At 57.1% G+C, this 12,117-nt stretch carries 10 protein-coding genes and 5 tRNA genes; all 15 read left to right on the forward strand.

Annotated features, from left to right (window positions below; translation table 11 throughout):
* Window positions 1-783, forward strand: coding sequence for an isoprenyl transferase (locus HMPREF9452_RS01125; RefSeq protein WP_009140254.1), 783 nt, complete (start codon window positions 1-3; stop codon window positions 781-783).
* 90 nt (window positions 784-873) lie between these two features.
* Entirely contained in the window at window positions 874-1,734 is an 861-nt protein-coding gene (locus HMPREF9452_RS01130) for a phosphatidate cytidylyltransferase (protein ID WP_232204994.1), read from the forward strand.
* Window positions 1,734-2,897 carry a 1-deoxy-D-xylulose-5-phosphate reductoisomerase gene (dxr, locus tag HMPREF9452_RS01135; protein ID WP_009140256.1) on the forward strand — a complete coding sequence of 388 codons (1,164 nt, stop codon included), beginning with the start codon at window positions 1,734-1,736 and terminating at the stop codon, window positions 2,895-2,897. The genes HMPREF9452_RS01130 and dxr overlap by 1 nt, the downstream gene beginning before the upstream one ends.
* An 11-nt stretch (window positions 2,898-2,908) precedes the next feature.
* Entirely contained in the window at window positions 2,909-4,267 is a 1,359-nt protein-coding gene (locus HMPREF9452_RS01140) for a M50 family metallopeptidase (RefSeq protein WP_009140257.1), read from the forward strand.
* A 15-nt stretch (window positions 4,268-4,282) separates the two neighbouring features.
* Window positions 4,283-5,353 (forward strand): flavodoxin-dependent (E)-4-hydroxy-3-methylbut-2-enyl-diphosphate synthase, encoded by a 1,071-nt coding sequence (gene ispG, locus HMPREF9452_RS01145; protein WP_009140258.1) that lies wholly within the window; start codon window positions 4,283-4,285, stop codon window positions 5,351-5,353.
* An 84-nt stretch (window positions 5,354-5,437) separates the two neighbouring features.
* Window positions 5,438-7,141, forward strand: coding sequence for a proline--tRNA ligase (locus tag HMPREF9452_RS01150; protein ID WP_040362191.1), 1,704 nt, complete (start codon window positions 5,438-5,440; stop codon window positions 7,139-7,141).
* A 190-nt stretch (window positions 7,142-7,331) separates the two neighbouring features.
* A tRNA-Ala gene (locus tag HMPREF9452_RS01155) sits at window positions 7,332-7,404 on the forward strand.
* 60 nt (window positions 7,405-7,464) lie between these two features.
* Window positions 7,465-7,540 (forward strand) — tRNA-Ile (locus HMPREF9452_RS01160).
* A 163-nt stretch (window positions 7,541-7,703) separates the two neighbouring features.
* Window positions 7,704-7,776: transfer RNA gene (locus HMPREF9452_RS01165), tRNA-Ala, on the forward strand.
* Between the two features lie 180 nt (window positions 7,777-7,956).
* A tRNA-Ala gene (locus tag HMPREF9452_RS01170) sits at window positions 7,957-8,029 on the forward strand.
* 229 nt (window positions 8,030-8,258) lie between these two features.
* A complete protein-coding gene (locus HMPREF9452_RS01175; protein ID WP_009140260.1) occupies window positions 8,259-8,876 on the forward strand; it encodes a hypothetical protein in 618 nt (205 codons plus the stop codon).
* A gap of 54 nt (window positions 8,877-8,930) precedes the next feature.
* Window positions 8,931-9,005: transfer RNA gene (locus HMPREF9452_RS01180), tRNA-Val, on the forward strand.
* 69 nt (window positions 9,006-9,074) lie between these two features.
* A complete protein-coding gene (locus tag HMPREF9452_RS01185) occupies window positions 9,075-11,084 on the forward strand; it encodes an ABC-F family ATP-binding cassette domain-containing protein (protein ID WP_009140261.1) in 2,010 nt (669 codons plus the stop codon).
* Complete coding sequence (locus tag HMPREF9452_RS01190) at window positions 11,071-11,370, forward strand: hypothetical protein (protein ID WP_009140262.1); 300 nt, start codon at window positions 11,071-11,073, stop codon at window positions 11,368-11,370. Before HMPREF9452_RS01185 ends, HMPREF9452_RS01190 begins: the two co-directional genes overlap by 14 nt.
* A 15-nt stretch (window positions 11,371-11,385) precedes the next feature.
* Window positions 11,386-12,054 carry a site-2 protease family protein gene (locus tag HMPREF9452_RS01195; protein ID WP_009140263.1) on the forward strand — a complete coding sequence of 223 codons (669 nt, stop codon included), beginning with the start codon at window positions 11,386-11,388 and terminating at the stop codon, window positions 12,052-12,054.
* Window positions 12,055-12,117 lie beyond the last annotated feature (63 nt).

Below are 12,117 nucleotides of genomic sequence, written 5' to 3' on the forward strand. Positions count from 1 at the left end.
GTGCTATATGACGAAGAGAAGCTCGTTGCGCACTTTGCCGACGCTCCGGACGATATCTGCCTAAACGATATCGACCTCACGCGCGTGCCCCGTCACATTTCCTGCATTATGGATGGCAATGGAAGGTGGGCAACCTCTCGCGGGCTTGCTCGCACCGAGGGACATAAAGCCGGTATCGTCGCGTTGCGGGAGGTTATCACCACCGCCGTGAGGCTTGGCGTCGACGTGCTTTCGGCATATGCGTTCTCGACCGAGAACTGGGGGAGGCCCCAGCACGAGGTCAACGTCCTTATGCATTTGTTTGCCAAGACGTTTATCGATGAGCTTCCCTTGCTTAAGCGCGAAAACGTTCGCGTCGTCTTCTTGGGTGATATTTCCGCCCTGCCCAAGAAGACGCGCGACGTCTTTGAGTACGGCTTGAAGGAGTGCGAGTCCCATACGGGCATGGTGCTCGCGCTTGCCGTAAACTACGGTGCCCGTGCCGAAATCGCCCGCGCCGCGCGTCTGCTTGCAATGGACGTCCTTAGCGGGGCCATCGATGTTGCCGATATTGACGAGAACTCGGTGTCCAATCGGCTTTATACTGCGGGACTGCCCGATCCCGAGCTCATAATTCGCACGTCCGGCGAGCTTAGGATTTCTAATTACCTGCTGTGGCAGGCAGCGTATTCCGAGTTCTACATCACGGATACGTATTGGCCGGATTTTGATCGTTGGGGAATGCTGCGCGCCGTCGCCGCGTTCCAGGGACGCGACAGGCGTTTTGGCGGTCTTAGCGCGTAAGTTGCGCTGCGGATCATCATTTCGCGTTCACTAGGAGTATGTACGGTGGAATCTTCTCGTAAGAAAAATTCCGCAGTTCAGGGGGCGTCTGTGCAGCAAGCACGCGACGCCTCTTCTTCTGCCGATTCTAAGGCCGCCCCTTCGCGGCTTCATTCCTTTATTGTTCGAGCGGGCTTTGGTATCGCTTATGCCGCGATATTTATCGCCTGCCTATTGCTTGGCGTGGTTCCTACCGCGGCCTTTGTCGCTGTTATGAGTTGGTTTTGCTGCTTCGAGTTCTATCGAATGATGAGGCTCGACGGCAAGGTTCCCAATGAGATCCTTGGGCTGACCGCCGCCGTCTTGTTCCCCCTGTCTGCGCTTGGCGAGTCGGTGTTGCTTACCGCTACGCTTTTCATCCTTATCTTGTCCGTGGGTATGTGGTACCTCTATTCGCCCCGCACGCGTATCGCCGATGTTGCGGTTACCATATTCGGTCCTTTGTATACCGGCTTCATGCTCTCTGCCATCGTGTTGACGCGCGCGTCTATCCCTGGCCTTGCAGGCGCGTTGCTATCCATCGGTATCTGCGCTTCTCTTTGGGTCAGCGATTCGTTTGCCTATATGGTTGGAAGCAGGTTCGGCAAACACAAGATGGCTCCCAAGATCTCGCCCAACAAGACATGGGAGGGCTTCGCCGGCAGCATCGGCGGGTCGCTTATCATCTGGTTTATTCTTTATGCTACTGGTTTTTATAAGCTCAACATTCCCATGACGTTGTTGTGCGGCGTCGCGGTTGCGATATTGGGTGTCTTCGGCGACCTTATCGAGTCGCGGATTAAGCGCGGGGTCGGTGTGAAGGACTCCGGGAATCTTATCCCAGGTCATGGTGGCATGCTTGACCGCAGCGATTCCCTTATCTTCGGCTGCATTACCGCCCATCTAATCTTGACTATTGGAGGCATCCTATAATGCAGGATCTCAAGCGAGTCGCGATTCTTGGCTGTACGGGGTCAATTGGAACCCAGGCTCTCGATGTGTGCCGTCAGCATGCGGACAAACTAAGTGTTGTCGCCCTTTCCGCTCACTCTAGAACTTCCGACCTTGCCATGTTCGCCAGGGAGTTTGGCGTTGCCCGCGTAGCCGTTACGGATCCTGATCATTTCGATGATGCATCGCTGTGCGATCTGCCGGATGCCTGTTCTTTGTATAAGGGTTCCCAGGCGGCAATCGACATTTGTATGCATGAAGACGTCGATATCGTTCTTGTCTCCATAGTGGGCGCTGCTGGTCTTTCCGCAACGTATCAGCTTATTGCCGCTGGTAAGCAAGTTGCCCTTGCCAACAAGGAATCGCTCGTTGTGGGCGGCGACCTTATTATGCCCATGGTTAAGCCGGGCCAGATGCTTCCCGTTGATTCCGAACATGCGGCGATTTTCCAGTGCTATCAGGGCGAGAATCCTCGTGAGACGCACTGCATCTGGCTTACGTGCTCTGGTGGTCCGTTCTTTGGTCGCACGCGCGATCAACTTGCTTCGGTCACCCCGGCCGATGCGCTGGCTCATCCCACGTGGAATATGGGTGCCAAGATCACCATCGATTCTGCGACCCTTATGAACAAGGGGCTTGAGCGTATCGAAGCCAAGCATCTGTTTAACGTGGGTATGGACGATATCGTCGTTGTCATCCAGCGCCAGTCCAAGATTCATTCTATGGTCGAGTTCGACGATGGTTCCGTCATCGCGCATCTTGGTGCCTCTGACATGCGAATTCCCATCCAATACGCTTTCTCCTATCCCCAGCGCTGGGCAGCTCCCGCCCCCCGTGTTGATTTCCGCACCATTGGCAGCCTTGATTTCGATAGCCCTGATATGGAGAGCTTTCGTTGCCTTAAGCTTGCCGATTATGCCGGACGTGATGGGGGAACCATGCCCTGTGTGCTCAACGCTGCCAACGAGGTCGCTGTCGATGCGTTTCTTCACGGGGATCTCCCGTTCACGGGCATCGACGAGGTGGTCGAGGAATGCCTTGGTACCCATGCCCGTCAGGACGTTGAGACGCTTGAGCAACTGTTGGACATCGACGCGTGGGCGCGCGATGCTGCCCGTGAGGTCATTCGCTGCCGCGTGGGATAGGGTTGGCGTATATGGAAGCAATTTCTGAAATTATCGCTCCTATTTTTTGGGGCGTTCTTTTGCTGTCCGTGCTCGTCTTCGTTCACGAGGGTGGGCATTTTCTTGCCGCGCGGGCTTGCGGCGTCCGCGTAACCGAGCTTTTTTTGGGGATGCCCTGTCGTTTTAACGTTCATTTCTCCTCCAAGCGTATTGGTACCAAATTTGGAGTGACGCCGCTTCTCATCGGCGGCTACGCTGCTATATGCGGTATGGATCCGCAAACGGTTCCGTGCGCGCCGGCGGTTCTCGCGGCTGTGCATCGTCGCGGCACGGTAAGCGTATCCGAGCTTGCTCGCGAACTCGAGCTTGATCCGGATGACGTTTTGGATGCATGCGCGTTTCTTCTTGGCTGGGGTTCAATCGCGCCCGTGTATGAGGACGAGAGCAAGCAGAGCTCCAAGTATTACCCCATGACGTATGCGTCCATGCCGCGCGACGCTGCGGGAAACACCGTATATGATGGCAAGGCCTTCGACCGAACCCATGCGACTAAGCAGGGCGATGCGTGGGTTCCTCCCATGGGTGATGATGAGTTCTATCGCTGCGAGCGCTCCCATACCTATTTGGGCAAGGGTTTTTGGAAGCGCGCGTTCATGCTTGTTGCGGGCATTATCGTGAACATCTTGACCGGATTCATTCTCATGGTGGGTGTCTACTCAATTGTTGGCATTCAGTCAGTTGACAACGTCAATACCATCGGGGCTGTCGAAGCGGGGTCTCCTGCGGCGAGCGCTGGCCTTAAAGCCGGAGACGCTATTCTCATGGTCGATGGAGAGAGTACCGCTACGTGGGAAGAGGTGTATAACGCCTTACAGGAATCGGGGGAGGACGGCACCGTTGACCTCACGGTCGAGCATGGCGGCTCTCAACGGCAGATGAGTATCGAGCTAAGCGATCAGGGCACGCTTGGTATCAGCGCGTCCGTCCGCACGGTTCGCCTTAATCCATTGGATTCCATGCGGGTGGGAGCCATGTACATCGTCCAAACAGCGCAGGGCGTCATTCGCATGCTTACCCCGCAGCATACGGTTGAGATGCTGAATAACTCCGCGTCAATCGTTGGCATCTCGGTTCTTTCCGCCCAAGCAGCACAAGCCGGTGCGGGCACGTTCCTCAGCTTTGCGGCGCTCATCTCTTTCTCGCTGGGATTCATGAACCTGTTGCCCATTCCGCCGCTAGACGGCGGCAAGCTGCTGATTGAAATCGTCCAAGCTCTGTCTCGCCGGCAGGTGCCCATCAAGGTCCAGGCTGCTTTTTCCTGGCTGGGTATCATTTTGTTCGGATTGCTGTTTGTATACATGCTCAGGGTTGATATCCTGCGCTTGCTTTAGAGAAGGGGGTTTCCCATGTCGAAGGCGTCCGTTCCCGCACGTAACCTCACGCGTCCCGTTAATGTTGGCGGGGTGCAGATTGGCGGGGGAGCGCCCGTTGTCGTCCAGTCGATGACGTGCACTCCCACCACCGATGCCGATGTCACGCTCGCGCAGGTCAATACTCTTGTCCAGGCGGGCTGTGACATCGTCCGGGTGTCCGTGCCCACGGCGGAAGCCGTCGAGCCGTTTGGACGAATCTGCTCGTTAAGCCCCGTTCCCATTGTGGCCGATATTCATTTCGACTATCGGCTCGCCATCGCTGCGGTCGAACACGGGGCTTCAAAGCTGCGCATCAACCCCGGAAACATTGGGTCTTGGGATCGTGTCGACGCCGTCATCGACGCTGCCGGCCAGGCTGGCGCTGCGATTCGCATTGGTGTGAATGCGGGGTCGCTTGATAAAGATATCGCCTCGCGCGAGGACTTATCGCAAGTTGACAAGCTCGTCGCCTCGTCCATGCAGTTCGTCGAGCATTTCGAGACCCGAGGCTTTACCGATATCGTCTTGTCTGCCAAGGCTCACAGCGTTTCCACCACGCTCGAGACCTACCGCAGGCTCTCTTCCGAATTGCCGCAGATCCCCTTGCATCTTGGCGTGACTGAGGCCGGCGGTATCCAGCAGGGCACCATTAAGAGCTCTATCGCTTTGGGTGCGCTGCTAGCGGAGGGTATTGGCGACACCATGCGTGTGTCCCTTACGGCCGACCCTGTCGAGGAGGTCCCCGTCGCCTGGGGTATCTTGTCCGCGCTCGAGCTTCGTCGTCGTGGACCGGAGATTGTTTCGTGCCCAACCTGTGCCCGCTGCCAGGTCGATCTTATCGAGATCGCGGACGAAGTGACTCGTCGCCTTGCGTCTTGCACCAAGCCCGTCACTGTTGCCGTCATGGGTTGCGTTGTCAACGGACCCGGTGAGGCTTCGGATGCGGACGTGGGCGTTGCTTGCGGACGAGGTTCCGCCTTGTTGTTCCGCCATGGCGAAGTTGTGAGGAAGGTCGATGAGTCTCAGATCGTCGATGCCCTCATCGAAGAGGTGGAGGCGCTGTAGCGTCGTCCCGTTTGCGGTATCATTGCTGTTGTTTTGCACATATATCAGAGGAGTTCCATAGTGTCTACCAAACGCACCAAGGCCATGAAGATGTCCGCGTTGTACGCCCCCACGCTTAAAGAGGATCCGGCGGAGGCCGAGCTCGCCAGCCATCGTCTGCTGCTGCGCGCCGGTATGATCCGCAAGCAGGCCGCCGGCCTGTATAGCTACCTGCCGCTGGCTTGGCGCTCGCTCAAGAAGATCGAGGACATCGTCCGCGACGAGATGGACGCCGCCGGGGCACAGGAGCTTCTTATGCCCATGGTCGTCGATGGCGCCCTGTGGCATGAGAGCGGCCGTTGGAACGCTTATGGGCCCGAGCTGATGCGTATGAAGGACCGCCACGACCGTGAGTTTGTTCTTGGTCCCACTCATGAGGAGACCATCACCGATTTGGTGAAAAACGAGTTGCGTTCCTATAAGCAGCTGCCCGTCAACTTGTATCAGATCCAAGATAAGTTCCGCGATGAGATGCGTCCCCGCTTCGGCCTCATGCGCGGCCGCGAGTTCATCATGAAGGACGGCTATTCCTTCTCCGCCACGCAGGAGAGCCTGCAGGAGATCTACGACGACATGAAGGACGCCTATGCCCGCATCTGCGAGCGCTGCGGCCTTAAGGCCCTGCCCGTAGTCGCCGACTCCGGTCAGATCGGCGGCGATACCTCCGTCGAGTTCATGGCTTTGGCGGACGCTGGCGAGGCGAGCCTGGTCTACTGCGATGACTGCGGATTCGCCGCTGACGATGAGGCCGCTTCCACTAAGGTCGCGGTGACCGAGGGCCCTGGAGACGGCACCTTGGAAAAGGTTCTCACTCCTGGCATGGGTACCATCGAGGCCGTTGCCGACTTCTTTGGCTTCCCCCAAAACGGGACCCGCAAATCCCTGGCCCTTATTGCCGAGGACGGTACCAAGGTTGTCGCCATAGTTCCCGGCGACCATGAGCTCAACGAGTGCAAGGCTGAGAAGATTTTTGGCGAGTATCATATGATGAGCGAGGAGGAGCTTGTCGAGGCCGGCCTCTTCAAGGGCTTCATCGGGCCTGTGAACCTGCCCCAGGGTATCCGTCTTGTTGTTGACGAGTCTCTTCGTGAGTCCCGTAGCTGGGCCTGCGGTGCAAATGAGGTCGACTACCACTTTATCGGTGCATGCCCCGATCGCGATTTCACGGTGGACGAGTGGGCTGATCTTATCACCGTTCGCGAAGGGGATCCCTGCCCCCACTGTGGCCGTCCTCTCAAGGGTGCCCGCGGTATTGAGGTCTCCCAGGTGTTCCAGCTGGGTACCAAGTACTCCGAGGCCATGGGCGCCACGTTCGCGGACGAGAACGGTGAGGAGAAGCCGTTTATCATGGGTTGCTACGGCGTGGGCGTTTCCCGTACGCTTGCCGCCGTCGTCGAGCAGCACAATGATGAGCATGGAATCATTTGGCCCGTCTCCATCGCCCCGTATGAGGTCTCCATCGTCCCGCTCGATCCTAAGCTAGACGAGTGCGCCGCCGCCTGCGACGCCATCTCTTCCGCCCTGTGCGATGCCGGTATCGAGGTTGTTGTGGACGATCGCGATGAGCGCCCGGGCGTCAAATTCGCCGACAACGACCTTATGGGCTTCCCGTACCAGATCGTCATCGGCAAGCGCGGCCTCAAGAACGGCACCGTGGAGCTGAAAGATCGCGCTACCGGCGATCGAGTGGACGTAGCAATCGATGAGGTTGCCTCCAAGGTCGCTCAGATGGTTGTCGACGCCCGCTAGGCTGGGTTTCCTGTTTGGTTTGAATATTGCTAGGGGAGGGGCTGGCTTGGCCCCTCTTTTGCAACCGGGTGCGCAATGCTTAAGCCGTAGGCCTTAGGGTGGGCGAGTTTGAGTGAGCGAGTTTCAAATTTTCTTAAATTTATCCTTGCATTAGGGTGGGCTTTCCCGTATATTATTCATCGCACCGCTTGGGGGCGTAGCTCAGCTGGGAGAGCGCTTGACTGGCAGTCAAGAGGTCAGGGGTTCGATCCCCCTCGTCTCCACCCAAGAATCTGAGAGCCTCCGAGTTAGTTCGGAGGCTTTTTTCATACACGGTGTTATAAGGGCTTGTGGCGCAACGGTTAGCGCAGGGGACTCATAATCCCTGGGTTCTGGGTTCGAATCCCGGCAGGCCCACCATTGAATCTGCAGGTCGTGCCTAGTGCGCGACCTTTCTATATGTATTGGGCGGACTAGAGACTTGTAGGATCTGCTCATTGAGATGCTCATTGAGATTTCTCATAACGAAAAAAAAGTTCTTGCAATGCTTCTCGATGCATGGTTATAATTTCTTTTGTTGCTTGGGGGCGTAGCTCAGCTGGGAGAGCGCTTGACTGGCAGTCAAGAGGTCAGGGGTTCGATCCCCCTCGTCTCCACCCAAGATTGTTCAAGAGTCGGAAGTTCTCTTCCGGCTCTTTTTTCATATGCGAGTGATCAGTCGGCTAGTCTGCTTATCGATTAATTGTCCAATTGGTGCAATTGGTCCATCTGAATCTTTTTCAAAAAAGTTCTTGCACGCAGCTATCTATTCCCGTATATTATTTTCCGCACCGCTTGGGGGCGTAGCTCAGCTGGGAGAGCGCTTGACTGGCAGTCAAGAGGTCAGGGGTTCGATCCCCCTCGTCTCCACCCAAGAAATTTCAAGAGTCGGAAGTTCGCTTTCGACTCTTTTTTTGTTGAGAAAGATCCTCTACTCGGGTACATTTCGCCTTGCGGCGGATTCTCTTGCATCGCGGCAATCGTCCACGCTTCGTTTGTGTAACCGAGGTGTTCCGTGGCGTGTCTAAAAGGGGAGAACCCGGGGCACTTCTGATAAACTCGATACGATATAAATCAGCAGTCTTTAAAGGGGAAGAACATGGACCCCGCTCCGTCACATGGATACAACACACATTCCGGTGCCCAACAGGTGCTGAGGTTCGTCAGCAAGCTTTATCTTGCTTGGTATGTGCTCTCCGCGTTTGTCGCCATCGTCTTCTTGGCGTTTTACCTGTTGAACGGTTTTGATATCACGGACTTCTCCAGCGCCGTGACGCCCACGCGACAGGCTGCGCTTGCAAGTGGTGCCGTCTTTCTGGTCGATCTTGTGTTCAACATTGTCCTCGCCATCGCCGCATTGCATTGCGCCGACCATCCCAGGTTCGCCAAGCGCTTCCGTATCCTCGCGATCATCCTTGTGATTCTTAGCGCGGCCTCTTGTGCGCACAATGCGGTGAGTGGGCAGCTTGCCAGCGTTGCCTCTTCGTTGTACAGCCTGTTTATCAACGGGCTATTGCTCTACCTAGTTACGCAGGTAAAGAAAGACCAGCTTGCTGGTACGGCGTTTGACGTATTCGACCTTCAACGCACGCCTACGGGCAAGGTTCTTCGTACCGATCGACAGGTTGCTCGCGCTATCGAGCGCGGCGAGATTCCCGTTGTCAATCCTTCCTCGTCCACAACCTTGTCCATAAACGCGACAAGATTCCAAAAATAGTTGTTGGCGTATTTGGAATCCCATGGTAATATTCTTTCTGCTGAAAAGCGCTAAGGGCGATTGGCTCAGTGGTAGAGCACATCCTTCACACGGATGGGGTCACAAGTTCGAATCTTGTATCGCCCACCAGAACTTAATGGGGACCCGGGAGACCGGGTCCTTTTTTCTTATTGGTCAAAGTGCGAAGGTGATGGATACATGATTCTCCTTGCAGACAAGATCGAGAAAAGCTTTGGCGCCCGCGTGCTGTTCTCCGGCGCCACGCTTCAGATCAATGCCGGCGAGCGCTATGCGCTGGTTGGACCAAATGGTGCCGGCAAGACCACCATGCTCAAAATCATCATGGGCCAGGAGTCTCCCGATTCAGGCTCCGTGCAATATGCCAAGGACGTTAAGGTGGGCTATCTCGAGCAGGAGACCAAGCTTGCCTCCGACACGTCCATCATTCAAGAGGTGATGGCATCGGCCGAGGAGATTCGTCGAATGGGCGAGCGCGCCGAGGAGCTTCAAGTGCGCATCGCAGAGGCTTCTCGAGACGATAATTTGGATGAGATGCTAACCGAGTACGGTCGCGTTCAGGACCGCTTCGAGCATCTTGGCGGATACGAGCTGGAGAGCAACGCTCGTCAGATCCTCGCGGGCTTGGGTTTTCGCGTAGAGGATTTCGATAAGCCGTGCTCTGAATTCTCTGGCGGTTGGCAGATGCGCATCGCGCTGGCGAAGCTCTTCTTGCGCAGGCCGGACCTTCTATTGCTGGACGAGCCGACCAACCACTTGGACCTCGAGAGCGTCCAGTGGCTGCGCGGCTTCATCGCGAACTACGAGGGCGCCGTTCTCATTGTCAGCCACGACCGCGCCTTTATGGACGCCTGCGTGGACCACGTCGCGGCTTTGGAGAACCGCCGCGTAACGGTGTACACGGGCAACTATTCGTCCTATCTTAAGCAGCGCGAGGACAACCTTGAGCAGATGCGCGCCAAGCGAGCCGCCCAGGAGCGCGAGATCGCCCATATGCAGGTCTTCGTGGATAAGTTTCGCTATAAGCCCACCAAGGCGGCGCAGGCTCAAGAGCGCATGCGCCGTATCGAGCAGATCAAAAGCGAGCTTGTCATTTTGCCCGAGGGCCACAAGCATGTAGACTTCAAGTTTCCCGATCCCCCGCGCTCCGGAGACATGGTTGCGGCGCTTGAGGGTGTGAGTAAGTCCTATGGCGACAAGCATATCTATAGCGGTATAGATCTCAAGCTCTACCGCGGCGACCGCGTGGCCCTGGTTGGCCCCAACGGCGCCGGTAAATCTACGCTCCTCAAGATGCTCGCCGGTGTCGAGGCGCCTTCATCTGGTACCCGCGAGCTTGGTCTTCACGTAGGCGTTGCGTACTACGCCCAGCATCAGCTGGAGGGCTTGAAGGAGTCCAACACGGTGCTGCAGGAGATCGACTCGGTGGCACCTGGCTGGACCGTTCCGCAAGAGCGCAGCCTTTTGGGCGCGTTCCTCTTTAGCGGCGACTCCGTCGACAAGCGCGTAGGCGTACTGTCCGGCGGAGAGCGCGCGCGTTTGGCCCTGGCCAAGATGCTGGTAGCCCCCGAAGCGCTGCTGTGCCTGGACGAGCCTACTAACCACCTTGATATCGATTCGGTCGATATGCTCGAGAATGCGCTGCGCAACTTCCCCGGCACCATCGTCCTCATTAGCCATGACGAGCACCTAGTGCGCGCTGTGGCGAACCGCGTGGTTGATATTCGCGACGGCAAGATGACCGTGATCGACGGTGATTACGATTACTACCTGTATAAACGCGAGGACCTGGCGCAGCGCGCCGCGGCGGAAGAGACCGCATCGCAGCAGGCCAAGCAGCCCGCCCGCGCACCTCGTGTTCACGTTACGGAGCAGACGCCCGTCCGCGAGGGCAAGAAGACCCGCGAGCAGCGCCGTGCCGAGGCAGACGCCCGCGCCGAGCTCAACCGCCGCCTTAAGAAGACCAAGACGCGCTTGGCCGAGGTCGATAGGCTTCTAGAGAAGCATCGCAAGCGCTATGACGAGCTCATGGAGTTGATGGCGTCTGAGGAGCTTTACGCCGATCAGGAGAAATTCAACGCCGCGTTGGTGGAATATAACGGTCTCAAGAAGGAGATTCCCGCGCTCGAGGATGAATGGCTCGAGCTCTCGACAAAGATTGAAGAGGAGACCGCACGTGGACTTGCGTAGAGCCGGGGCTATCGTCCTGAGCATTGTGGCCATCGCGCTGAGGCTATGCGCTATCGCGATGTGCGCCATCACCGTCGTCCTGTGCTTTTCCGGGCTTTCGGCGCGGCTCAACATGGTTGGGTTCGTAGTCGACCTCTCTCGCGCCATGCCCGCCGTCATCGCTGGCTACGGAGTCATCACCACGCCGTTTGGAGGGGTGTTCCGTCTTGATTTCGCCCTGGTCGCCGCAGTCTTGTTCCTTCTTGACTACGTATGCTGCCGCGCGTCTCGCACCCTGCGCCTTTAGGAGGTATCGCAACCGATGGGTCTAGATATAGAATCGCTGCTTATCAGCGCCCTTGCCGTCATCATCGGCATCGTCATCCATGAGAGCGCGCACGCGCTTGCCGCTTATGCCCTGGGTGATAAGACGGCGCGCTCGCGTGGAAGGGTGTCTCTCAACCCGCTTAACCATATCGATCCGTTCGGCACTATATTGCTGCCGCTGCTCATGATCGCCGCAGGCGGCCCGGTGTTCGCGTTCGCCAAGCCGGTTCCGATCTATTTGGGCAACCTCAAGCATCCCAAGCGCGACGAGCTCTTGATCTCGCTGGCGGGGCCCGCTTCCAACATCGTGCTTGCGTGCCTGGGCGCGCTGTTGCTCTCCGGCGTGGTAAACGGGTCGATGTGGGCCACGGCCGCCGGTTCCATTGTTGCGGAGTTTGCGCTCACGTTTATCTTCGTAAACCTGTCCCTGGCGTTTTTCAACCTTATTCCGCTTCCCCCGCTGGATGGCTCCTCCATCTTGGTGCTGTTTCTCAAGGGCGAGGCGCTCAACACCTACTACCGTATCCAGCAATACGCCATGCCCATCTTGATCGTTGTGCTCTACCTGCTGCCCATGCTCACGGGCATCGACCTCATCGATATCTACTTCGATTTCACGGTGTATCCGCTGGGCGATGCCCTTCTGTCCTTCGCCCTGGCATAAGAGTGCGGTACACTTTTAGCAGTTTGTGCAGATAGACCGCATTTGCCTTGGGTGCCTTGCGGT

It is taken from the genome of Collinsella tanakaei YIT 12063, assembly GCF_000225705.1.
Taxonomy (GTDB): Bacteria; Actinomycetota; Coriobacteriia; order Coriobacteriales; family Coriobacteriaceae; genus Collinsella; species Collinsella tanakaei.

Coding starts and splice junctions, on each gene's coding strand:
- HMPREF9452_RS01150 (WP_040362191.1), top strand. CDS start 5,438: ATGAAGATGTCCGCGTTGTACGCCCCCACGCTTAAAGAGGATCCGGCG.
- HMPREF9452_RS01175 (WP_009140260.1), top strand. CDS start 8,259: ATGGACCCCGCTCCGTCACATGGATACAACACACATTCCGGTGCCCAA.
- HMPREF9452_RS01185 (WP_009140261.1), top strand. CDS start 9,075: ATGATTCTCCTTGCAGACAAGATCGAGAAAAGCTTTGGCGCCCGCGTG.
- HMPREF9452_RS01195 (WP_009140263.1), top strand. CDS start 11,386: ATGGGTCTAGATATAGAATCGCTGCTTATCAGCGCCCTTGCCGTCATC.
- HMPREF9452_RS01140 (WP_009140257.1), top strand. CDS start 2,909: ATGGAAGCAATTTCTGAAATTATCGCTCCTATTTTTTGGGGCGTTCTT.
- ispG (WP_009140258.1), top strand. CDS start 4,283: ATGTCGAAGGCGTCCGTTCCCGCACGTAACCTCACGCGTCCCGTTAAT.
- dxr (WP_009140256.1), top strand. CDS start 1,734: ATGCAGGATCTCAAGCGAGTCGCGATTCTTGGCTGTACGGGGTCAATT.